Origin of the sequence: Lacrimispora amygdalina (assembly GCF_003432035.1) — a bacterium.
Lineage (GTDB): Bacteria > Bacillota > Clostridia > Lachnospirales > Lachnospiraceae > Lacrimispora > Lacrimispora amygdalina.
In genome coordinates this window covers 1-21,194 of sequence record NZ_QOHO01000018.1, presented here as the reverse complement: position 1 = coordinate 21,194, position 21,194 = coordinate 1, and the positions used below count along the sequence as shown (strand labels likewise).

General features: G+C 44.1%; 25 protein-coding genes and 2 tRNA genes. 20 read left to right on the top strand and 7 right to left on the bottom strand.

Annotated elements, in window-relative coordinates:
- The first annotated feature begins 17 nt into the window (after positions 1-17).
- Positions 18-524 carry a MarR family winged helix-turn-helix transcriptional regulator gene (locus DS742_RS06395; RefSeq protein WP_242996413.1) on the top strand — a complete coding sequence of 169 codons (507 nt, stop codon included), beginning with the start codon at positions 18-20 and terminating at the stop codon, positions 522-524.
- Here DS742_RS06395 and ymfI read toward each other — a convergent pair.
- A complete protein-coding gene (gene ymfI, locus DS742_RS06390; protein WP_117416190.1) occupies positions 483-1,214 on the bottom strand; it encodes an elongation factor P 5-aminopentanone reductase in 732 nt (243 codons plus the stop codon). The two genes, DS742_RS06395 and ymfI, sit on opposite strands and share 42 nt — an antisense overlap.
- Before the next feature lie 149 nt (positions 1,215-1,363).
- On the opposite strand from ymfI, the gene trxB reads away from it, so the two are divergent.
- Positions 1,364-2,287 carry a thioredoxin-disulfide reductase gene (gene trxB / locus DS742_RS06385; protein WP_117416160.1) on the top strand — a complete coding sequence of 308 codons (924 nt, stop codon included), beginning with the start codon at positions 1,364-1,366 and terminating at the stop codon, positions 2,285-2,287.
- A gap of 58 nt (positions 2,288-2,345) precedes the next feature.
- Here trxB and DS742_RS06380 read toward each other — a convergent pair whose 3' ends face one another.
- The 4 genes from DS742_RS06380 to hpf form a co-directional block, all read right to left on the bottom strand.
- A complete protein-coding gene (locus DS742_RS06380) occupies positions 2,346-2,702 on the bottom strand; it encodes a FlxA-like family protein (RefSeq protein WP_117416159.1) in 357 nt (118 codons plus the stop codon).
- Positions 2,703-2,758: 56 nt separating this feature from the next.
- Complete coding sequence (locus tag DS742_RS06375) at positions 2,759-2,989, bottom strand: GHKL domain-containing protein (protein ID WP_242996414.1); 231 nt, start codon at positions 2,987-2,989, stop codon at positions 2,759-2,761.
- Positions 2,989-3,357 carry a LytR/AlgR family response regulator transcription factor gene (locus DS742_RS06370; RefSeq protein ID WP_117416157.1) on the bottom strand — a complete coding sequence of 123 codons (369 nt, stop codon included), beginning with the start codon at positions 3,355-3,357 and terminating at the stop codon, positions 2,989-2,991. Before DS742_RS06370 ends, DS742_RS06375 begins: the two co-directional genes overlap by 1 nt.
- A gap of 177 nt (positions 3,358-3,534) precedes the next feature.
- Positions 3,535-4,065 (bottom strand): ribosome hibernation-promoting factor, HPF/YfiA family, encoded by a 531-nt coding sequence (hpf, locus tag DS742_RS06365; RefSeq protein WP_117416156.1) that lies wholly within the window; start codon positions 4,063-4,065, stop codon positions 3,535-3,537.
- A gap of 615 nt (positions 4,066-4,680) precedes the next feature.
- Here hpf and secA point away from each other — a divergent pair.
- From secA to DS742_RS06335, 6 genes are all read left to right on the top strand, one after another.
- Positions 4,681-7,251, top strand: coding sequence for a preprotein translocase subunit SecA (gene secA, locus DS742_RS06360; RefSeq protein WP_117416155.1), 2,571 nt, complete (start codon positions 4,681-4,683; stop codon positions 7,249-7,251).
- 87 nt (positions 7,252-7,338) lie between these two features.
- A protein-coding gene (gene prfB / locus DS742_RS06355) for a peptide chain release factor 2 (protein ID WP_117416154.1) occupies positions 7,339-8,476 on the top strand; the annotation gives its coding sequence in 2 pieces (ribosomal slippage) (positions 7,339-7,413 and positions 7,415-8,476; 1,137 coding nt in all).
- 137 nt (positions 8,477-8,613) lie between these two features.
- Positions 8,614-9,057: an ACT domain-containing protein gene (locus tag DS742_RS06350; protein WP_104434536.1), complete on the top strand. Its 444-nt coding sequence runs from the start codon at positions 8,614-8,616 to the stop codon at positions 9,055-9,057.
- Positions 9,058-9,061: 4 nt separating this feature from the next.
- Positions 9,062-10,276: a homoserine dehydrogenase gene (locus DS742_RS06345; protein ID WP_117416153.1), complete on the top strand. Its 1,215-nt coding sequence runs from the start codon at positions 9,062-9,064 to the stop codon at positions 10,274-10,276.
- 19 nt (positions 10,277-10,295) lie between these two features.
- Positions 10,296-11,504, top strand: coding sequence for an aspartate kinase (locus DS742_RS06340; protein WP_117416152.1), 1,209 nt, complete (start codon positions 10,296-10,298; stop codon positions 11,502-11,504).
- Positions 11,505-11,519: 15 nt separating this feature from the next.
- Entirely contained in the window at positions 11,520-11,867 is a 348-nt protein-coding gene (locus tag DS742_RS06335; protein WP_117416151.1) for a DUF2752 domain-containing protein, read from the top strand.
- Here DS742_RS06335 and DS742_RS06330 read toward each other — a convergent pair whose 3' ends face one another.
- Entirely contained in the window at positions 11,868-12,263 is a 396-nt protein-coding gene (locus DS742_RS06330) for a sodium:solute symporter (RefSeq protein ID WP_117416150.1), read from the bottom strand. It abuts the gene before it with no gap.
- A gap of 176 nt (positions 12,264-12,439) precedes the next feature.
- On the opposite strand from DS742_RS06330, the gene DS742_RS06325 reads away from it, so the two are divergent.
- The 9 genes from DS742_RS06325 to ispD all read left to right on the top strand — a co-directional run bounded on the left by DS742_RS06325 (position 12,440) and on the right by ispD (position 19,894).
- Positions 12,440-14,581, top strand: a complete 2,142-nt coding sequence (locus tag DS742_RS06325) for a Tex family protein (RefSeq protein ID WP_117416149.1) — start codon at positions 12,440-12,442, stop codon at positions 14,579-14,581.
- 36 nt (positions 14,582-14,617) lie between these two features.
- Entirely contained in the window at positions 14,618-15,124 is a 507-nt protein-coding gene (locus tag DS742_RS06320) for a YcxB family protein (protein ID WP_117416148.1), read from the top strand.
- 3 nt (positions 15,125-15,127) lie between these two features.
- On the top strand, positions 15,128-15,553 hold the full coding sequence (gene tsaE / locus DS742_RS06315; RefSeq protein WP_117416147.1) for a tRNA (adenosine(37)-N6)-threonylcarbamoyltransferase complex ATPase subunit type 1 TsaE: 426 nt from the start codon (positions 15,128-15,130) through the stop codon (positions 15,551-15,553).
- Positions 15,554-16,258, top strand: coding sequence for a tRNA (adenosine(37)-N6)-threonylcarbamoyltransferase complex dimerization subunit type 1 TsaB (gene tsaB / locus DS742_RS06310; RefSeq protein WP_117416146.1), 705 nt, complete (start codon positions 15,554-15,556; stop codon positions 16,256-16,258).
- 1 nt (position 16,259) lies between these two features.
- A complete protein-coding gene (gene rimI / locus DS742_RS06305) occupies positions 16,260-16,691 on the top strand; it encodes a ribosomal protein S18-alanine N-acetyltransferase (protein ID WP_117416145.1) in 432 nt (143 codons plus the stop codon).
- Positions 16,692-16,890: 199 nt separating this feature from the next.
- Complete coding sequence (locus DS742_RS06300) at positions 16,891-17,133, top strand: hypothetical protein (RefSeq protein WP_117416189.1); 243 nt, start codon at positions 16,891-16,893, stop codon at positions 17,131-17,133.
- Between the two features lie 86 nt (positions 17,134-17,219).
- Positions 17,220-18,131 carry a ribonuclease Z gene (locus DS742_RS06295; RefSeq protein WP_117416144.1) on the top strand — a complete coding sequence of 304 codons (912 nt, stop codon included), beginning with the start codon at positions 17,220-17,222 and terminating at the stop codon, positions 18,129-18,131.
- Between the two features lie 10 nt (positions 18,132-18,141).
- On the top strand, positions 18,142-19,179 hold the full coding sequence (gene tsaD, locus DS742_RS06290; RefSeq protein WP_117416143.1) for a tRNA (adenosine(37)-N6)-threonylcarbamoyltransferase complex transferase subunit TsaD: 1,038 nt from the start codon (positions 18,142-18,144) through the stop codon (positions 19,177-19,179).
- A 7-nt stretch (positions 19,180-19,186) separates the two neighbouring features.
- Positions 19,187-19,894, top strand: a complete 708-nt coding sequence (gene ispD / locus DS742_RS06285; protein ID WP_117416142.1) for a 2-C-methyl-D-erythritol 4-phosphate cytidylyltransferase — start codon at positions 19,187-19,189, stop codon at positions 19,892-19,894.
- Positions 19,895-19,922: 28 nt separating this feature from the next.
- Here ispD and DS742_RS06280 read toward each other — a convergent pair whose 3' ends face one another.
- Positions 19,923-20,249, bottom strand: coding sequence for a helix-turn-helix domain-containing protein (locus tag DS742_RS06280; protein ID WP_117416141.1), 327 nt, complete (start codon positions 20,247-20,249; stop codon positions 19,923-19,925).
- A gap of 217 nt (positions 20,250-20,466) precedes the next feature.
- On the opposite strand from DS742_RS06280, the gene DS742_RS06275 reads away from it, so the two are divergent.
- From DS742_RS06275 to DS742_RS06265, 3 genes are all read left to right on the top strand, one after another.
- On the top strand, positions 20,467-20,733 hold the full coding sequence (locus DS742_RS06275; RefSeq protein WP_117416140.1) for a hypothetical protein: 267 nt from the start codon (positions 20,467-20,469) through the stop codon (positions 20,731-20,733).
- A gap of 186 nt (positions 20,734-20,919) precedes the next feature.
- A tRNA-Ser gene (locus DS742_RS06270) sits at positions 20,920-21,005 on the top strand.
- Between the two features lie 42 nt (positions 21,006-21,047).
- Positions 21,048-21,136, top strand: a tRNA-Ser gene (locus DS742_RS06265).
- Positions 21,137-21,194 lie beyond the last annotated feature (58 nt).

The window sequence follows — 21,194 nt, the reverse complement described above, 5'->3', positions numbered from 1 at the left end:
TTAGTAAGGGTGTTGTTATGAATGAGTCTGTTACCAGTATGCCGGGAGAAAGAATGAGACAGGAAGAAGAGTGCTGTCTGGCATGTTTTGTAAAAATCGATAAGGTATATCAGAAGCTTTGCAGCCAGTCCGTATCGGAATATGGTTTTACTCCCAATGAAATAGTCGTTATGATGTTTCTGGCAAATAATGAGGGATTAAAAAGTGCTTCGGAGATTGCGCAATACAGAAATATCTCCAAGGGTCTGATCGCTAGATCTGTAGATTCTCTTTGTGAGAAGGGATATATAACAGCAGACAGGGATAAGAATGACCGGAGGCTGGTCCGTCTTAAGCTTACAGAAAAAAGCCTTGAGATTGTGGAACGGATCAGGCGGTGCAGGAAGGACTTTGTGGAAGAACTTCACAGGGAAATTCCCGAAGAAGATCTTAAGATTCTTCACCGCACCGCATCAATCATGAATCAGAATGTGGAAAGCTTATTAAATAAAACCTCCGTCAAGACCGATAATCTGACCGGTTAGATAGGAGTTTTTATAACCCAGGTGAAAGACAAGATCTGCCACTTCTTCCGCTTTACCCAGCCTTCCGGCGGGAATATCATCGATTAGAGCGATTAACTCATCTTCGCTTAGGAATTGATTCATCTCTGTATCGATGGCACCGCATGCTACAGCATTGACCTGGATATTACTTGGTGCCAGTTCTTTGGCAAGAGCTTTGGTGAATGCATTGATACCGCCTTTGGTGGCGGAATAGGCTACTTCGCAGGACGCACCCGAGACACCCCAGATAGAGGAGATGTTTATGATCTTTCCCTGTTTGCGTTCCAGCATTCCGGGGATCGCCAGCTTTGAACAGTGAAAAACAGATGTTAAATTGGTTCGAATGATACGGTCCCAGGCTTCTGCCGGCATATCCTGAAGGAGGCCGATGTAGGAGATACCTGCATTATTAACAAGAACATCCAGAGGACCAAACTGTTTTTTAATCATTTGAAAAAGTTCCCGGCACTTATTCATATCTCCCATGTCACCCATATAGGAGAGGCAGGAGATCTGATAAGACTCCAGTTCCTTCCTGGTCTGCAAAAGGCGGTCTTCATTATGAAGACAGTTAATGACCACATTGTATCCTTTTTTTGCAAATTTGACAGCAATGGCCTTTCCGATTCCGCGGGAAGCGCCGGTTACAAGTACTGTTTTTCTAGACATAAAACCACCCTTTCTGTCGGTATATGATGCCTTTATTTTAACAAATTCTGCATCAAAATGCAACGAGGGCATTGCATACAAAAAGTCGGGTGAGATATAATGAAGACAAAAGAATCTGTATTACAAATTAAAGAAAGCAGGTAGATAAAATGAATGAGATTTATGACGTTGTGATCATTGGGTCAGGTCCGGCAGGTCTTACCGCTGCTGTATATGGAAAAAGAGCAGAACTTAAGATGGTAGTGATTGAAAAAGAAGTCGCCAGCGGCGGCCAGATTCTCAATACCTACGAGGTGGATAATTATCCGGGACTTCCCGGAATTAACGGATTTGACTTAGGTATGAAGTTTCGGGAACATGCAGAAAAGCTGGGAGCTGAGTTTGTCACAGACGAGGTACTTCGGATCGAGGCAGCAGACGGAGAATTCACCGTTGTCGGCCAGGAACAGTCCTATGTGACAAAATCGGTTATTATTGCAACCGGCGCTCTGTATCGGAAGCTCAGCGTTGTTGGAGAGAAGGAACTGACCGGAATGGGTGTTTCCTATTGTGCAACCTGCGACGGAGCATTTTTCCGTAACAAGGTAGCCGCCGTTGTAGGCGGAGGCGATGTGGCAATTGAAGACGCCATATTCCTTTCCAGAATGTGCAAAAAGGTGTACTTAATTCACAGAAGAGATGAACTGAGGGGGGCAAAGACACTGCAGACTCAGTTATTTAACCAGAAGAATGTTGAAATCATCTGGGATACGGTAGTCGAAGAGATTGAGGGAGGAGATCAGGTAGAGTCACTGACCATTAAAAACTCCAAGACAGAAGAAACAAGCAAGCTTTCCGTTGACGGCGTATTTATTGCAGTGGGAATCAATCCCCAGAGCGAAGCCTTTGATAACCTTGTTGAGATGGATCATGGATATATTAAGGCAGGAGAAGACTGCGAGACCAATATTCCAGGTATTTTTGCAGCAGGTGATGTAAGAACCAAACAGCTGAGACAGGTATCCACTGCAGTTTCAGACGGAGCCAATGCAATTACAAGCGTAGAGCGTTATCTGACACGATACGGTAAATAAACTCACAATATTAAAATCCTCCGATAAGGGAATTTATGACCTTTACCGGAGGATTTTACTAACCGTTATATTCCTGGTTTTCAGGAATATAGGTGTCAAAGGGGGCTCTGCCAGAGACTGCCTCCTGGCTCCCGTTATCTGATTTTTTCTGAGCGGAGGATGCCTCACCTTTCAGCTGCTGAATCTGCCCATCCAATTCCTTAATTCTTTTTTCCAGATCTTTGTATTTGCTGCTTTGCTGTAATGCGAAAGGATTTCTTTCTTTATCCCGCTGGTCTTCCAGTTTCCCCTTTTCCTTTTCCAATTCTTTTATTTGCTGCTCAATATCACTGGTGCTGGCCGGCTCTGGTTTTTGGCCTGCCTCTGCACCGGCCGGGTATTGAGGTGGGAAAGTTCCTATATTGCTGATATTCATAGCAATGCCTCCTTTTTTCTGAGATACTATGAATATATTAAGCATATCATGAAGTTTCAAGAGCCTTGCATTGAGATGCAGTCTGATTGTTGTGAAATGATAAAGAGTACATTTAAACGAAAGGTTTGGGGATTTTTCTCAATATGGACGGTACCATGATATTTCCCGGCCACTGCTTTTATACTTTGAAGTCCGATTCCGGAACCTTTGACTGGCACATTATCATCGGAACGGCTGTTCTCAATTTCAATCATAAAAAAATCACCTTTCCTAACCGTCTTAAGTATCAGAAATTGCGGTGTTTTGCTTTCGCTGCTGCAGGCTTTGACAGGCTGTTTATCGGTTTCAGCAGATAATCGGATGCTTCTACGGAAAAGGCATCATAGACATATTCCTTCAGAACTGTTACAAAAATAAGAAAGCATTCGGAACCGGACTGCCGGATCCGCTTTGCTGCTTCCATACCAGTCATACCGCCCATTTGTATATCAAGGAAAACAATGTCGAATAATATATCACTTTTAAGCAGATCTTCTGCACAGGAAAAAGCATATATCCCAGCTTTATAACTGGTTTCATTCATATAACCGGATATCTTATTTTTTAATTCCAGTATCATTTTGTCATCATCATCACATACCGCTATTTTAATCAAAATCTGTACCTCAGTATCACATAATAAAATAAGCCACATTAAGGATACATTTGATGTTATAAAAGTTCAAGTAAAATGTTGTGAAATGCTGCCAGAGTGTCCTGCTATGCAGTGGTACGGCATGCAAAAATTAAGGGTGGAAACCGATTCTGGTTTCCACCCATGTCTGACTTCATTTTATAGTAATTCCGGTTCAATCAGTCCGTAAGAACCGCCTTTCCTTTTATATACAACATTCACTTCGTCTGTATCTGCATTGAGGAATACGTAGAAGTTGTGTCCCAGAAGCTCCATCTGTACACATGCTTCTTCCGGATCCATAGGCTTTACCGCAAATTTCTTTGTTTTGACAATTTCCACATGATCATCAGCGGCTGTTTCATCTTCCAAAAATGCTGTTGAAAAAGAGGGAGCATTTAATTTTTTGTCGATTAACTTATTTTTATATTTTTTCAACTGCCGTTCCAGGATCTCTTCTACCAGATCGATGGAAACGTACATGTCAGTGCTTGATTCTTCGGCTCGAATAATATGTCCTTTCACTGGAATAGTTACTTCAATTTTCTGTATTTCCTTCTGCACGCTGAGTCTTACTGTTGCCTCTGTAGCAGGTGCAAAAAAACGGTCCAGTTTTCCAAGTTTGTCCTCAACTGCCTCCCGTAACCCTGCTGTCACCTCAATATTTCTTCCTGTAATTGTAAAACGCATAGGTCATCAGCTCCTTTTTCTTGAGATAGCTATAGTATAGCATATTTATTAGAATAATTCAATCTCTCTGTAAAATTTTAAGATAATTTAAGGAAAGATTTTGTAAAAAGTCTCTTCTTATTATTTTATCAATTTATTGAAAAACTATAGATAGGATAAAAAAAATGTCAAGGGAAAAATGGAATTTTTCGTCGAAAAAGAAAATTTTATGACAAGTATACAAAAATGTGTGGATCTGTCATTCCTGTGGGAATGCTGGGAATATGTGGAGAAAAAATGTGGATAATGTGGATAACTCGGTGCATAACTGTTTTTTTTCGCAAATGCGAGGGTTAGTGGTGGGGATAAAAATGGGGGAAAAATACACAATCCAATGTGGATAATGTGGAAAAGTCGGGAATCGAACAAATTTTTTGTGCAATGTGTCAGGTTAACCATAATTTTCAGCTGAATTTGCTGGAGGTTGCTGATGAAAATGGAAGTACCTGGCAAGAAATGGTCTGATTATTACCAGAATGTTAATTTTTTATGAATTCGTTGAATTAAAAGCAGGTTAGTGCTACAATATACAGGATTGTACGGTGTATATTGAAAGATAGAGTAGGAGAATAAATCATGAACTTGGTTCAAAAAATATTTGGAACTCATAGTGAAAGAGAATTGAAAATTATTAATCCCATTGTGGATAAAATAGAATCTCTGCGCCCGACCATGGTTGCACTTACGGATGAGGAATTGAAAAACAACACGAAGCTTTTTAAGGAAAGACTGGCAGCAGGAGAAACTCTTGACGACATCTTGCCGGAAGCGTTCGCAACTGTAAGAGAAGCCGGAAGGCGAGTTCTTAATATGGAACATTTCCGTGTGCAGTTAATCGGTGGTGTGGTTCTTCACCAGGGACGTATTGCGGAGATGAGGACTGGTGAAGGAAAGACTCTGGTGTCAACATGCCCGGCTTACTTAAATGCACTGGCAGGGAACGGAGTACAGATTGTAACAGTTAACGACTACCTGGCAAAGCGTGATGCGGAGTGGATGGGAAGAATCCATGAGTTCCTTGGTCTGACAGTAGGCGTTGTACTCAACAACATGAACTCAGATGAGAGACGTGATGCTTACAACTGTGACATCACCTATGTAACCAACAATGAGCTTGGTTTTGACTATTTAAGAGACAACATGGCCATCTATAAAGAACAGATGGTTTTAAGAAATTTAGATTTCTGTATCATTGATGAGGTCGACTCTGTTTTAATTGATGAGGCGAGAACTCCTCTTATTATTTCCGGACAGAGCGGGAAATCCACAAAGCTCTATGAAGTCTGCGATATTCTTGCACGCCAGCTGGAGAAGGGCGAAGCTTCCGGAGAGTTTTCCAAGATGGGTGCCATCATGGGAGAAGAAATCACTGAGAGCGGTGATTTTATTGTGGATGAGAAGGACAAGGTTGTAAATTTAACGGAACAGGGTGTGGAAAAGGTGGAGCAGTTCTTCCACATCGAGAACCTGTCAGATCCGCAGAACTTAGAGATTCAGCATAACATCATTCTGGCTCTCCGTGCCAACTATTTAATGTTCAGAGATAAAGATTATGTGGTAAAAGATGATGAAGTCCTGATTGTAGATGAATTTACAGGACGTATTATGCCCGGCAGACGGTATTCTGACGGCCTTCATCAGGCGATTGAAGCAAAAGAGCATGTGAATGTCCGCAGAGAGAGTAAAACTCTTGCCACAATCACATTCCAGAACTTCTTTAATAAATACAACAAAAAAGCAGGTATGACGGGTACTGCTCTTACAGAGGAGAAGGAATTCAGGAACACCTATGGAATGGATGCGATCTCAATTCCGACAAACCGTCCGATTGCCCGTATTGACCAGGAAGATGCAGTTTATAAAACAAAGAAAGAAAAATTTGAAGCAGTATGCGATGAAGTGGCAGCTGCCTACGAAAAGGGTCAGCCGGTACTGGTTGGTACCATAACCATTGAAACATCTGAGATGTTAAGCGGTATGTTAAAGCGCAGAGGCATTCCCCACAAAGTCTTAAATGCAAAGTATCATGAGCTTGAGGCGGAAATCGTTGCTGATGCAGGTGTGCATAAGGCAGTCACCATTGCAACCAACATGGCAGGCCGTGGTACGGATATTAAGCTTGATGATGAATCCAAAGCTGCAGGCGGTTTGAAGATAATCGGTACAGAGCGTCATGAGTCCCGCCGTATTGATAATCAGCTCCGTGGACGTTCCGGCCGTCAGGGAGATCCTGGTGAGTCCAGATTCTATATCTCTCTGGAAGATGATTTAATGCGTCTTTTCGGTTCCGAACGTCTTGTAGGCATGTTCAATGCTCTTGGTGTGCCGGAAGGCGAGCAGATTGAGCATAAGATGCTTTCCAATGCCATTGAAAAGGCACAGATGAAGATTGAGACCAACAACTACGGCATCCGTGAGAACCTATTAAAATACGATGAGGTCATGAACGAACAGCGTGAAGTGATCTACGCAGAAAGAAGAAAAGTTCTTGACGGGGACAACATGCGTGACGTTGTATTAAAGATGGTCACTGATATTGTTGAGAATGCTGTGGATTTGTCCATCAGTGAAGAGCAGTCTCCGGAAGAATGGGATTTGAATGAATTAAATACCCTTCTCCTTCCTGTGATTCCCCTTCAGCCAGTCACCCTTCCGGAAGACGGAAAAGTGAGAAAGAATGAGCTGAAGCATATGCTGAAGGAAGAAGCTATTAAGCTTTATGAAACCAAAGAGGCAGAGTTCCCTGAGGGAGAACAGATCCGTGAGATTGAGCGTGTCATTCTTTTAAAAGTAATTGATAATAAATGGATGTCCCATATTGACGATATGGATCAGCTGCGCCAGGGTATTGGCCTTCAGGCCTATGGACAGAGAGATCCCCTTGTGGAATATAAGATGAGCGGCTATCAGATGTTTGATGAGATGACAGCTGCTATCCGGGAAGATACTGTCCGGATCCTCTTCCACATCAGAGTTGAGCAGAAGGTGGAACGCGAGCCTGCTGCCAAGGTGACAGGAACCAATAAAGATGACAGTTCAGTGAAGGCACCGGTGAAGAAGGCTGATAATAAAGTCTATCCCAATGATCCATGTCCATGCGGTTCCGGCAAAAAGTATAAACAGTGCTGCGGACGCAAACCAGTATAGTATTTTTATGAGATTGGAGTCCGCTCCCTTACCGGGACGGACCCCAATTTTATATTTATAAATTAAAAAACGAAAGTGGGTGACACAGTGGTAGAATTAGATCAGTACAAATACGAATTATCGATGTATGAAAAACCATTAGTGGAAGTGAGGGATTCACTTTGACTTAGATAACAAGTTAAAGCGAATCGATGAGTTAGACAAGTCCATGGAGGAGCCGGGCTTCTGGGAAGATCCGGAAAAGTCAGGAAAGATTGTTCAGCTGGCAAAGAATCTAAAGGATACCGTACAAAGCTACAAGGAGTTAGAGCAGCAGTTTGAAGACATCGGAGTCATGATCCAGATGGGCAATGAAGAAAACGATGCCTCTCTGATTCCGGAAGTAGCCCAGATGCTTGCTGAATTAAAGGAAAAGCTGGAGGAGATGCGCATTAATACGCTGCTTTCCGGTGAATATGACAGCCATAACGCTATTTTAAGACTGAATGCCGGCGCCGGCGGGACCGAATCCTGTGACTGGTGCAGCATACTTTACCGCATGTACTGCCGCTGGGCGGAGAAAAAAGGCTTTCAGACAGAAGTGCTTGATTATCTTGACGGAGATGAAGCAGGAATCAAATCCGTAACCATACAGATCAATGGTGTTAATGCCTTTGGCTATTTAAAATCAGAAAAAGGGGTGCACCGTCTGGTACGTATTTCCCCGTTTAATGCGGCCGGCAAGCGTCAGACCTCCTTTGTATCCTGCGATGTCATGCCGGATATTGAAGAAGACCTTGATGTGGATATCAATGATGAAGATTTAAGAATTGATACCTACCGCTCAAGCGGGGCAGGCGGACAGCATATTAATAAAACTTCCTCTGCCATCCGTATCACACATCTCCCTACAGGAATTGTGGTACAGTGTCAGAATGAACGGTCCCAGTTCCAGAACAAGGATAAGGCAATGCAGATGTTAAAAGCAAAGCTTTATATGTTAAAGCAGCAGGAGAATGCGGAGAAACTTTCCGGAATCCGTGGAGATGTAACGGAAATCGGCTGGGGAAACCAGATTCGTTCCTATGTGCTGCAGCCTTATACGATGGTGAAGGATCACAGGACCAATTCAGAGACAGGCAATGTAAACAGTGTCCTTGACGGAGCGTTAGACCAGTTTATGTATGCATATCTCCGCTGGTTAAGCACCGGGGCAAAAGCTGGTGAGGATTCAGCAGAAATCTAGGTTTTTTCATGCATTTTTTTAAATACCGAAGAAAATAAATACAAAAATAGTTGCATACCATGTATAAATATGATAATATCTTCCCTATGAGCACAGATGTATTTCCGATGCGGACACAGAAGGGAAGATATTTTTTTATGGAAGATAAAAGTAAATATTTTGTGGTAAAGCAGAAAGCTGTACCTGAAGTATTGCTGAAAGTTGTTGAGGCAAAAAAATTACTGGAATCGGAACGGGTTATCACTGTACAGGAGGCAACTGACCGGGTTGGAATCAGCCGCAGTTCCTTTTATAAATACAAAGATGATATCTTTCCGTTCTACGACAATGCAAAGGGAAAGACCATTACACTGGTCATGCAGATGGATGATGAGCCTGGTCTTCTTTCTGATTTGCTTCATGTGGTAGCTGTGTACCGCGCGAATATATTAACCATTCATCAAAGTATTCCGGTCAATGGCGTTGCCACCCTCACTTTAAGCGTGGAGGTTCTTGAAACGACAGGGAATGTTTCAAAGATGGTTGAGGATATGGAAGAAAAGAATGGAGTCCACTACGTAAAAATTTTAGCCAGGGAGTGAGAATATGATGAATGTTGCAGTTATGGGCTATGGTACCATCGGATCAGGTGTTGTTGAAATTCTGGAAAAGAACAAAGAAATCATTGCCAGACAGACCGGTGACACGGTGAATGTAAAGTATATTCTTGATTTAAGAGAATTCCCCGGTACACCGATTGAAAACAAAATTGTTCATGATTTTTCCGTTATTGAAAAGGATCCGGAGGTATCCATGGTAATCGAAACCATGGGAGGCTTAAATCCGGCATATCCCTTTGTGAAAGCAAGCCTTCAGGCAGGAAAGCATGTAGCTACTTCCAACAAGGCTCTGGTGGCAGCTTATGGAACGGAGCTTTTAAAAATAGCAGAAGCAAACCGGGTTAACTTTCTCTTTGAGGCAAGTGTGGGAGGCGGTATTCCCATAATACGTCCTTTGTATACGTCACTTGCCGGTGAAAAAATCGAAGAAATTACAGGCATTTTAAATGGTACAACCAACTACATACTGACCAAGATGGACAAAGCCGGAGAAACCTTTGAAGAGGCACTTAGAAAAGCCCAGGAGCTGGGGTATGCAGAGCGTAATCCGGAGGCAGATGTGGAAGGACATGATACCTGCAGGAAAATAGCCATTTTAACAGCACTGGCTGCGGGACACGAAGTGAATTACGAGCATATTTATACAGAAGGGATAACAAATATAACGGATGTGGATTTCCGTTATGCGGAAGCTCTTGGAACTTCTGTCAAATTATTCGGATCCAGCAGAATCAGTGACAATACAGTTCATGCCTTTGTAGCTCCGGTCATGATTGGAAAGGAACATCCGCTGTATTCGGTAAACGATGTATACAACGGCATTCTGGTAAAGGGGAATATGCTGGGCACTTCCATGTTTTACGGAAGCGGAGCCGGAAAGCTTCCTACAGCCAGCGCTGTTGTGGCAGATATTATTGAAGCCCTTAAGAATCCTGGTCATCATGTGAAGATGGGCTGGGATGAAAACAGCTTAAAGATCTCTTCCATGGACAGCGTTTCCTTCCGGTATTTTGTAAGAATTAAGGGAATTGCGGCAAAGCGTCTTGCTGAAGCAGAGGCTGCTTTTGGAAAGGTAGAGGTAACGGAACTGGACCACATGGATGAATTCGCAGTCATGACAGAGGTTATGACTGAGGAGGAGTACAGTTTAAGAGCGAAAAAGCTGTCAGGAATCAGACAGCGCATCCGCGCAGAAATTTAATTTTCGCCAGGAGGCATCAATGTTAGTTGTTAAAAAATTTGGCGGTAGTTCCGTCGCAGACAAAGAAAGAATATTCAACGTAGCGAAACGCTGCATTGAGGATTATGAAAAAGGCAATCAGGTGGTTGTGGTTTTATCCGCTATGGGAAAGACAACGGACGGTCTGATCGCCAAAGCCCATGAGATAAATCCAAATCCTCCAAAGAGAGAGCTGGATATGCTTCTGGCAACCGGAGAGCAGGTGAGCGTGGCACTGATGTCCATGGCCATGAATGTTCTGGGAGTACCGTCTGTATCTTTAAATGCGGCACAGGTCGCCATGCATACCTCCTCAGCCTATGGGATGGCCAAATTAAAGAAAATTGATACGGAGCGGATCCAGCATGAACTGGAAGCGAAGAAAATCGTTATTATCACAGGTTTTCAGGGCATTAATAAATATGACGATTTGACAACTCTCGGACGGGGAGGATCGGATACCACAGCAGTGGCGCTCGCAGCCGCTCTCCATGCGGATGCATGTGAGATTTACACCGATGTGGATGGAGTCTATACGGCCGATCCCCGGATCGTTCCGGATGCCAGAAAGCTTTTGGAGGTTTCCTACGATGAGATGCTTGAATTTGCTTCTCTGGGAGCCAAAGTACTTCATAACCGTTCGGTAGAGATGGCAAAGCGCTATGGAGTACAGCTGGTTGTGCGGTCAAGTCTGAACAGAGAAGAAGGTACCATCGTCAAGGAGGAAACAAAATTGGAAAGAATGCTGGTGAGCGGAGTTGCCGCGGATAAAAATGTAGCCCGTATTTCAGTGATCGGGGTTAAGAATGAGCCCGGAGTAGCATTTAAAATCTTTAATCTTCTGGCAAAACACAATATTAATGTTGATATTATTATCCAGTCCATTGGCAGAGAAGAAAGAAAAGATATCTCCTTTACGGTGGCGAAGCAGGATTTAAAAGAAACCATGGAGCTGTTAAATGAGCACAGAGACGGGATTACAGCCCAGAATGTAACCAGCGAGGAAGATGTGGCAAAGCTTTCCATCATCGGTGCGGGAATGACCAGTAATCCGGGAGTTGCAGCAAAGATGTTTGAAGCACTTTATAACGCCGATATTAACATCAAGATGATTGCAACATCTGAAATAAGGATCACAGTCCTGATCCACGAAGAGGACGTAAACCGTGCCATGAGAACCGTCCATGATGCCTTTGATCTTGCAGATTAAATTAAGGTGGAACCAATGATCTGGTTAGAAAAAATATGGAAAATAGGATCCGTCTGTATCTTTCATTCCCTTACCGGGCTGTATTGCCCCGGATGCGGGGGAACAAGGGCAGTCCGGACTTTGTTACAGGGGGACCTGCGGATGAGTGTTCAATATCATCCGCTGGTCCTTTATACTGTTTTTGCTCTTTTGATAGATATGGGCATCAGATTCCTGTCAAAAAAAAGAAAGCATCCGTTCGATCATAGAAAGCGGGAACGGATACTTGTTCTTATTGGAGCAGGAATCGTGGTTATAAACTGGATTTTCAAGAATTATATGCTGGTGGTAAAAGGTATAGACTTACTGCCGCCTTTGAACTGATTATTTGCCGGCACCGCCCGTCGGCATCAGTGCCTGGGTGGTTGCTTCAAATACCTGTCTGAAATACAGCCCAAGAGGGGTATTGGTATCCATGACATCATAGACAAATATAATAAACAATGCCAGTAAAAGTCCGCAGACAGCAGAAATTATGGAAAGAATCAGTCCCAGCTGAGCCTGATGGCTGAAGGGCTTTCCTTTCTTTGATAAAACGGCAAGAGCGATGCCTGTCAGACCAAAAATAAGACCTGCCGGCAGATTCCAGATGCTGAATAAGGGAAGACAGTCTGTAAGCAGTCCCAGACCGCCGAAAAGGACAGACCAGAATGCAAAAAACGAACCTGTATTCGGAGTCTGCGGAAGCATTCCGTTATTGCTGTTATAATTTTCTCCCATTGGTGTTTACCTCGTTTGTGAATAGTACAGACAGCATCCAGGATTTTCCTGATCTGAATCTGTATTGTATGATTGTAGCACGAAAAGACCGCTGTGTCCAGACGGGTATTGCATAACGGGGAATGATGAATTATAATAGTTGAATTGAACCAACTATGAAAAATAAGAGGTACAGCATGGATATAATAAAGATTTTGCAGGAAGAACTTTCCATTTCCAGAAACCAGGTGGAAGAAACAGTCAGACTCATTGATGAGGGAAATACCATCCCTTTTATCGCGAGATACCGGAAAGAAGCAACCGGTTCTTTAAATGATGAGGTTCTGCGTAACCTGGATGAAAGGCTTCGTTATTTAAGAAACTTGGAGGAGCGCAAAGAACAGGTCCTTTCATCCATCAGAGAACAGGAGAAGCTGACACCGGAACTGGAAAAAAAGATTCTGGAAGCCCAGACCCTGGTTGCAGTGGAGGACTTATACCGTCCCTATAAGCAAAAAAGACGGACAAGGGCCACCATTGCCAAAGAAAAGGGATTAGAGCCCCTTGCGGATCTGATCATACTTCAGATGATTAAAACTCCCCTTCTGGAAGCTGCATCTGACTACATTTCAGAGGAAAAAGGAGTTGCTTCTGCCCAGGAGGCGATTGATGGAGCAAAGGACATTCTGGCAGAGCGGATTTCCGATCATGCGGAATACCGCACATACATCAGGAATGCAACCATGAACCAGGGAAGCCTTTCGTCGGCTGCAAAGGATGAGGAAGCAGAATCTGTTTATGAGATGTACTACAATTATGAGGAACCTTTAAAGAAGACGGCAGGTCACCGGATTCTTGCCATTAACAGAGGCGAAAAGGAAAAAGTTCTGACTGTAAAGGTTCTGGCTCCGGAAGAAGTGATTCTCAGATATTTGGAAAAACAGGTGATAATCCGGGACAACCCTGTTACCTCTCCTGTATTAAGGGAAGTGATAAAGGACAGCTATGACCGTCTAATTGCACCGGCAATTGAGCGGGAGGTCAGAAGCGATTTAACGGAAACAGCGGAGAACGGAGCAATTCGTGTATTCGGTAAGAATTTAGAGCAGCTTCTTATGCAGCCTCCCATCGTAGGACGAGTGGTTCTCGGCTGGGATCCGGCCTTTCGTACCGGATGTAAACTGGCTGTGGTTGATGAGACAGGAAAAGTGCTGGATACGGTTGTAATTTATCCCACTGCCCCTCAGAACAAAGTGGAGGAAGCCAAGACAGTTTTAAAGAAGCTGATTAAAAAATATGGTATCTCCCTGATTTCCGTTGGAAACGGAACTGCCTCAAGAGAATCGGAAGCCATCATTGTGGAACTGTTAAAGGAGATTCCGGAGCCGGTTCAGTATATCATTGTCAACGAAGCCGGAGCTTCTGTTTATTCCGCCAGCAAGCTGGCAACAGAAGAATTTCCTAATTTTGATGTGGGCCAGAGAAGTGCAGCATCCATTGCCAGAAGGCTGCAGGACCCGCTGGCAGAACTGGTAAAGATTGATCCCAAGTCCATTGGTGTCGGCCAGTACCAGCATGATATGAACCAGAAGCATTTAAGTGAGGCATTGCAGGGCGTTGTGGAAGACTGCGTGAATAAAGTAGGCGTGGATTTAAACACGGCATCTGCCTCTCTTCTGGAATATATATCAGGTATCTCAAAACCCATTGCGAAGAATATTGTGGTTTACCGGGAGGAGAACGGAGCGTTTGAAAGCAGGAGCCAGTTGTTAAAAGTTGCAAAACTGGGGCCAAAGGCGTTTGAACAATGTGCCGGATTCATGAGAATTCAGGGAGGAAAGAACCCTCTCGACGTTACCAGCGTACATCCGGAATCCTATGATGCTGCGAAAAAACTGCTGAAGAAACTGGGATATGAGGCCAAAGAACTGATGAACGGAGGATTAAACGGAATCAGTAAGAAGATTCATAACTATAAAGAACTGGCCGAGGAACTGGAGATTGGTGAGATCACCCTTCGGGATATTGTAAAGGAACTGGAAAAACCGGCCAGAGATCCCCGCGATGAGATGCCCAAACCAATTTTACGTACCGATGTTATGGAGATGAAGGATTTACAGCCAGGAATGGTTTTAAAGGGGACGGTGAGAAATGTAATCGACTTCGGCGCTTTTGTGGATATCGGCGTTCACCAGGACGGACTGGTTCACATTTCCCAGATATCAGACAAATTCATCAAACACCCGCTAGAAGCTGTCAGTGTAGGAGATATCGTGGAAGTAAAGGTAATAAGCGTAGATGTTCCCAAAAAGAGGATTGCTCTTACCATGAAATTCTAAAAGATACAGCTTACCGCTGTACAAAAGGAGGAAAATGTGGAACAAATTAATCCGCTTGTGTTAGATGTGAAACTTACAGCAAAAGATCTCTGGAAATTTTCCATGTATCATTCATACCGGGGATTCCAGGGGGTTTTCAGCTTCCTTTTCAGTGCTGCAGCTCTTTACGTGCTGGTTGCAACCTGGTCAACAGCAACTCTTTCCTACCGGATTCTTATTATAGTCTGTGCTCTGATGTTTACAGTATGGCAGCCTTTTGTTCTCTATATGAAGGCAGCAAGGCAGGCAAAACGATCTGTGATCCGCGATGGTATGACTCTTTCCTTCTCAGCGGAAGGGATTGTGGTAACCCAGGGGCAGGAGAAGCTGGAATTACTGTGGGAAGATGTGATCATGGTGAAGAGAGTCGGAAAACTGCTGATTATCTATATGGACCGGATTCATGCCTATTTGCTTCCGGATTCTGTCGCAGGCGAAAAGGCCGCGGAATTAACGGCATTCATGAAAGAAAATCTGCCTCCTGAGAGGCGAAAGAGGATATAAGTCATGGTTATAGAAAGCTGGAAACCAGAAGAAACCTTTGAGCTTGGAAAAAAACTGGGAGAGGAAGCGCATCCTTCCTCCATATTTTGCTTAAATGGAGATCTTGGAGTAGGAAAAACCGTATTTACCCAGGGGTTTGCCGCCGGTCTTGGTATTACTGAACCGGTGGACAGCCCAACATTTACCATAGTGAAACAATATGACGACGGGCGTCTGCCTTTTTACCATTTTGATGTATACCGCATTGGCGATGTGAGCGAAATGGACGAAATCGGTTATGAAGACTGCTTTTACGGGGAAGGTGTTACCCTGATTGAATGGTCCGGACTGATCAGTGAGATTCTTCCTGAACGGGTCATCACAGTAACAATTGAAAAAGATTTAAATAAAGGATTTGACTATAGAAAAATCACCGTGGAGGGAATGTAAATGAACATATTAGGAATTGAGAGCTCCTCTCTTGTTGCATCCGTTGCCCTTTTTTCGGATGACATACTGACTGCGGAGTACACGGTAAATTTTAAAAAGACTCATTCCCAGACACTGCTTCCCATGCTTGACGAGATTGTAACCATGACCGGGGTAAGCCTGGATCAGGTAGATGCCATAGCGGTTTCTGCAGGACCCGGTTCTTTTACCGGACTTCGTATTGGTTCTGCCACAGGAAAAGGTCTGGGTCTGGCGCTTAAAAAACCACTTATTTCTGTACCTACGATAGATGCCATGGCTTATCAGTTCTACGGCAGTTCTTCTATTATATGCCCGATTATGGATGCAAGAAGGAATCAGGTCTATACCGGTATTTATGATAACCGCAAGGGCTTTTTAGTTAGGAAGGAGTCCTGCGCTATGGACATAAGGGATTTAATTGAAGAACTGAATTCCATGGGAGAGCCTGTGATTTTCTCAGGAGACGGAGTTCCAGCTTACAAAGAAAGTATAGAAGAATTCATGAGGGTTCCGTTTGAATTTGCACCGGCTCATTTAAACAGACAGCGGGCAGGTGCAGTAGCCGCTTATGGAGCCCGTCTCTTTTTACAGGGGAAGACGGTCACTGCAGCGGAGCATGCTCCCGATTATCTGCGCAAGCCTCAGGCAGAGCGTGAGAGAGAAGAGGCATTAAAAGGAGAATAAGATGGTTCATGTAATGACGCCGGCGGATATATCCGGTGTTCTGGAAATAGAAAAGCAGTGCTTTTCTGATCCCTGGTCTTATGAGATGATTGAAAACGGTTTAAAAAGCAGTCTTGATACCTGGCTTGTGCTTTGGGAAGAAGGACCAGCCGGATACTGTGTTTTCCGGATAGTTGCAGATGAATGTGAGCTGCTTCGCATTGCAGTCCGCCCAGAATACAGGGGGAGGGGCCTTTCCAAGAAACTTATGGACCAGATGGTTTTTTATTCCAGAAAAAACGGGGTGAAATCCATATTTTTAGAGGTCCGGGAAAGCAATGACCGGGCGAGAAACCTTTATAAATCCTATGGATTTACAGAGGAAGGGGTCAGAAAGCATTACTACCTCAATCCATGTGAAAATGCAGTCCTTATGGTTTGCCGCGATATTTGAAACATTTACCACTAAAAATAAGGCATAACACCGTTTATAATGTAGGGGTATCCAGTAAGGATGCCCTTTTTTCTATCCCGGTGTGCAGGGAGGGGAATTAAGGGATTTCTCTGGAAAATGCGAAAAAGGAACGCCTTGCAGGCATACCATTATGCCCGGAAAGAAAAGCATGGGCGGTAAAAGGAAAGGTGAGAGTAAGATGAGAAAGTACAAAAACGGCGGTCAGCTAGAAACAGTTGTTTGCAACTGCTGCGGCAAAAAAATTATCGTGTCAGAAGGGATTGCCAGGGAAGGGGTTATCAGTATCAACCATGCGTGGGACTTCTTTTCAGAGAAAGATGGGGAGATCCATCATTTTGATTTGTGTGAAAACTGCTATGATCAATTGATATCTGAGTTTAAGATACCGGTGGAGGTAGAGGAACAGCTGGAATATTTATAGTTGCTAATTCCCTCTGCTTTGTGTTATGATTTTATGAGGCAGTTTTTTTGTGCTGCTCATTGACCTAGACAAAGCGAGGAAATTCTATGTTGGATATATGTTTGCTGGGTACCGGGGGCATGATGCCTCTGCCATACCGCTGGCTGACGGCCATGATGGCGCGGTGTGACGGCAGCAATCTTTTGATTGACTGCGGGGAAGGAACCCAGATTGCTTTAAAAGAAAAGGGCTGGAGCCCAAAACCCATTGATATTATCTGTTTTACCCATTATCATGCGGATCACATCAGCGGTCTTCCGGGACTTCTTCTGACAATGGGGAATGCAGAACGGACAGAACCCTTAACGCTGATTGGTCCAAAAGGGCTTGAGCGTGTGGTGGGAGCACTTCGTACCATTGCGCCGGAGCTGCCTTTTGAACTTAAATTTATCGAACTCTCTGAAAACAGGGAGCAGATAACCATGGCACCTTACGTAATTGATGCATACCGTGTCAATCATAACGTTGTCTGCTATGGTTATTCCATTTCCATTCCAAGGACCGGAAGATTTGATGTGGACCGAGCCAAAGAAGCAGGGATTCCTCAAAAGTTCTGGAGTCGTCTTCAGAAGGGAGAGACCATTGATTATGATGGTACAATTCTGACCCCTGATCTGGTTTTAGGACCGGACAGGCGCGGGCTTAAGGTGACCTACTGCACAGATACCAGACCCGTCCCCGTCATTGCAGAATATGCAAAGGATGCAGATCTTTTCATCTGCGAAGGCATGTACGGAGAAGAGGGGAAAGAGGCAAAGGCAAGGGAATACCGCCATATGACATTTTACGAGGCTGCCAGACTGGCAAAAGAAGCTCAGCCCAGACAGATGTGGCTGACCCATTACAGTCCCTCTTTAACCAGACCGGAGGATTTTATGGATAAAGTCCGTGAGATCTTCCCAAGGGCAAAAGCCGCGAGAGATGCCTGGACGCTGGAACTGGAATTTGATGAGGAATGAGGGAATGGCGATGAAGAAGAATCATACAGAAGAAGATGTCTATATACTTGCAATTGAAAGTTCCTGTGACGAGACGGCAGCAGCGGTGGTAAAGAACGGAAGAGAGATTCTGTCCAATGTCATTTCCTCCCAGATTGATCTTCATACGTTATATGGGGGTGTGGTTCCTGAGATTGCTTCCAGAAAGCACATCGAAAAGATCAACCAGGTCATAGAATCAGCGCTTCTGGAGTCAGGACTTACCCTTGAGAATATGGATGCCATCGGGGTTACTTACGGTCCGGGGCTGGTGGGAGCACTGCTGGTAGGAGTGGCAGAAGCAAAGGCGATGGCTTATGCAGCAGATAAGCCACTGGTAGGTGTCCATCATATAGAAGGTCATGTATCCGCTAATTTTATTGAGCATCCCGATTTGGAACCGCCTTTTATGTGCCTGATTGTTTCAGGAGGCCACACCCATCTTGTGATCGTACGGGATTACGGAGAATTTGAGATACTTGGAAGAACCAGAGATGATGCAGCAGGCGAAGCATTTGACAAGGTAGCAAGGGCAGTGGGGCTGGGGTATCCAGGGGGACCAAAGATTGATAAGGCAGCAAAAGAGGGAAATCCTCAGGCGATTAAATTCCCCAGAGCCAGAGTAGATGGAAATGTTTACGATTTTAGCTTTAGCGGGCTGAAGTCTGCAGTTTTAAATCACATCAATCACGCCAATATGATGGGAGAGGAAATGAATATACCGGATCTTCTGGCATCGTTCCAGAATGCAGTGGTTGATGTTCTGGTTTCCCATACAGTAGAGGCTGCAAAGGAATATGGATTTAAAAAAGTGGCGATAGCGGGTGGAGTTGCTTCTAATTCCGCTCTTCGGAAAGGCATGAAAGAAGCCTGCGAAAAAAATGGAATTGCTTTTTACTATCCGTCGCCCATTTACTGTACTGATAATGCTGCCATGATCGGAACCGCGGCCTATTATGAATTTATTAACGGAGCCAGGGCCGGCTTGGATTTAAATGCAGTTCCCAATTTAAAACTGGGAGAAAGGTAACGGGCCTATGGAACGAACAGCAGCAGTAGTGCTGGCAGCAGGAAAAGGCTCCCGTATGGGCAGTACAATCCACAAACAGTATATGGAGCTGTGCGGAAAGCCTCTTCTTTATCATACGCTGAGAGCCTTTGAAGAGAGTTCCGTAGATGAGATTGTTCTGGTCACAGGTCCGGGTGAGGTACCATTTTGCCAGAATGAAATCGTGGACCGTTATGGATTTTCCAAAATATCTGCCGTGACAGAAGGCGGGAGTGAGAGATATCATTCCGTTTATGCCGGGCTGAAGGCAGTAAAGGACTGTGCCTACGTTCTTATCCATGACGGGGCAAGACCCTGTGTCACCAAGGAAATCATTGATGCGTCAAGAACTGCAGCGATCACATACGGGGCGTGTGTGGTGGGAATGCCGGTTAAAGATACCATTAAGATATCCGATGAAAACGGATATGCGGCCCTGACTCCGGACCGGACAAGCCTTTGGCAGATCCAGACACCTCAGGCATTCCGGTACGATCTGGTCTTAAGGGCCTATAACAGACTGATGGAATCAGAATCTTTCCAAAAAGGGGTTACGGACGATGCCATGGTGGTAGAAACCATGACGAAAGAAAAGGTGAAGTTAATACAGGGTGACTATACCAATATAAAAGTAACTACACCAGAGGACTTAGAGATTGCCAGTGTATTTCTTAACAGAATATATGGGAAAAAATAAAAGGAATGCTGTAGGAGCAGCTTCCTTTTTATTTTTTTCCACCTGTTTTTAACAGATCCCTGACAATCAGATGAAGGTGTTCAAGCTGCTCTCGATTTAAATGCTGTGCGTCCTCCATAAGTTCTTTGACTTTGGCAGGACTGGTTATGTCACGGGAAAAAAATTCGGCTGGTTCAATATCCAGATACTCACATATATAGAAAAAGCCCATCATGGACGGAAGCGCCCGTCCATTCTCTATTTTATGAATATATGTGGGATTCTGACCGAGAGAAAGACTCATATCACGTGCAGATACACCCTTTTGAGCCCTGAGCTCTGAGAGGCGTTTGGAAAAATTGAAGTCTATATACATGGGTAACTCCTCCTGATTCCATAGTATTGCATTAAATGGAATATGTGTAGTAAATAATGCATTCCATCACTTGACATGTTGCATTCATTACAATATTATTATTTATATAAAGTATTCAATGTATGATCAGGCTAAGAAATCCGTTATAAGGATTGCGTGGCTATTAGATAGTATCAGCTGTTTCATCAGATGAAAAGTAGGAAAGAAGGTACAATAGATGGAAACTGGAAAAAGCAGGAATGAGACGGATACAGGCACCAGGGAAGGCCTGCTGGAACGGATTGCGTCAGAATTAGGCTGCATGTATTTATCTGATCTGCGGGGAAGCACAGCCAAAGCACGGTTCCGTTTCGTTGTTTCTGATATTCCGGCAATGGATTATTCAGTAAAAGTATGGCAGGATGCGCTGTACTATATAACGGGAATAGAAGAAAACTTTAGCACTGCTGAGCGGGCAAAGCAACGTCTTTTAGAGTATTTGTAGAGGGGTTTAAAATTATTTGAAAATTATGTAAAAATATGTTGACAGATGATACAAACAATGATAAACTATCGAAGTTGCCGCTGATGAAGACGGTAATTGAGAGAAAAAAGCTCCAAGAGATTTGAAAAAATAGAAAAAAGTGCTTGACAAAAACACAAACTTCTATTAAAATGTAAAAGCGCGTTTGGAGAGGTATCGAAGTGGTCATAACGAGGCGGTCTTGAAAACCGTTTGTCCGCAAGGGCGCGTGGGTTCGAATCCCACCCTCTCCGTTGGCAGGTTTTAGCCGCTAATAACATAGAAATCAGCTAACTGCAGAAGTACCCAAGTGGCTGAAGGGGCTCCCCTGGAAAGGGAGTAGGCCGTTAGTAGCGGCGCGAGGGTTCAAATCCCTCCTTCTGCGTCAGCATTGAGAAGAGACAAGCGTTTCTGCGAGATGCAAAGCACTTTGAAAACAGAAG

What these genes read in the sequence shown, in the direction of transcription:
- DS742_RS06395 (WP_242996413.1), top strand. Translation starts at nt 18, where the DNA reads ATGAATGAGTCTGTTACCAGTATGCCGGGAGAAAGAATGAGACAGGAA.
- ymfI (WP_117416190.1), bottom strand. Translation starts at nt 1,214, where the DNA reads ATGTCTAGAAAAACAGTACTTGTAACCGGCGCTTCCCGCGGAATCGGA.
- trxB (WP_117416160.1), top strand. Translation starts at nt 1,364, where the DNA reads ATGAATGAGATTTATGACGTTGTGATCATTGGGTCAGGTCCGGCAGGT.
- DS742_RS06380 (WP_117416159.1), bottom strand. Translation starts at nt 2,702, where the DNA reads ATGAATATCAGCAATATAGGAACTTTCCCACCTCAATACCCGGCCGGT.
- hpf (WP_117416156.1), bottom strand. Translation starts at nt 4,065, where the DNA reads ATGCGTTTTACAATTACAGGAAGAAATATTGAGGTGACAGCAGGGTTA.
- secA (WP_117416155.1), top strand. Translation starts at nt 4,681, where the DNA reads ATGAACTTGGTTCAAAAAATATTTGGAACTCATAGTGAAAGAGAATTG.
- DS742_RS06350 (WP_104434536.1), top strand. Translation starts at nt 8,614, where the DNA reads ATGGAAGATAAAAGTAAATATTTTGTGGTAAAGCAGAAAGCTGTACCT.
- DS742_RS06345 (WP_117416153.1), top strand. Translation starts at nt 9,062, where the DNA reads ATGATGAATGTTGCAGTTATGGGCTATGGTACCATCGGATCAGGTGTT.
- DS742_RS06340 (WP_117416152.1), top strand. Translation starts at nt 10,296, where the DNA reads ATGTTAGTTGTTAAAAAATTTGGCGGTAGTTCCGTCGCAGACAAAGAA.
- DS742_RS06335 (WP_117416151.1), top strand. Translation starts at nt 11,520, where the DNA reads ATGATCTGGTTAGAAAAAATATGGAAAATAGGATCCGTCTGTATCTTT.
- DS742_RS06330 (WP_117416150.1), bottom strand. Translation starts at nt 12,263, where the DNA reads ATGGGAGAAAATTATAACAGCAATAACGGAATGCTTCCGCAGACTCCG.
- DS742_RS06325 (WP_117416149.1), top strand. Translation starts at nt 12,440, where the DNA reads ATGGATATAATAAAGATTTTGCAGGAAGAACTTTCCATTTCCAGAAAC.
- tsaE (WP_117416147.1), top strand. Translation starts at nt 15,128, where the DNA reads ATGGTTATAGAAAGCTGGAAACCAGAAGAAACCTTTGAGCTTGGAAAA.
- tsaB (WP_117416146.1), top strand. Translation starts at nt 15,554, where the DNA reads ATGAACATATTAGGAATTGAGAGCTCCTCTCTTGTTGCATCCGTTGCC.
- rimI (WP_117416145.1), top strand. Translation starts at nt 16,260, where the DNA reads ATGGTTCATGTAATGACGCCGGCGGATATATCCGGTGTTCTGGAAATA.
- DS742_RS06300 (WP_117416189.1), top strand. Translation starts at nt 16,891, where the DNA reads ATGAGAAAGTACAAAAACGGCGGTCAGCTAGAAACAGTTGTTTGCAAC.
- DS742_RS06295 (WP_117416144.1), top strand. Translation starts at nt 17,220, where the DNA reads ATGTTGGATATATGTTTGCTGGGTACCGGGGGCATGATGCCTCTGCCA.
- tsaD (WP_117416143.1), top strand. Translation starts at nt 18,142, where the DNA reads ATGAAGAAGAATCATACAGAAGAAGATGTCTATATACTTGCAATTGAA.
- ispD (WP_117416142.1), top strand. Translation starts at nt 19,187, where the DNA reads ATGGAACGAACAGCAGCAGTAGTGCTGGCAGCAGGAAAAGGCTCCCGT.
- DS742_RS06280 (WP_117416141.1), bottom strand. Translation starts at nt 20,249, where the DNA reads ATGTATATAGACTTCAATTTTTCCAAACGCCTCTCAGAGCTCAGGGCT.
- DS742_RS06275 (WP_117416140.1), top strand. Translation starts at nt 20,467, where the DNA reads ATGGAAACTGGAAAAAGCAGGAATGAGACGGATACAGGCACCAGGGAA.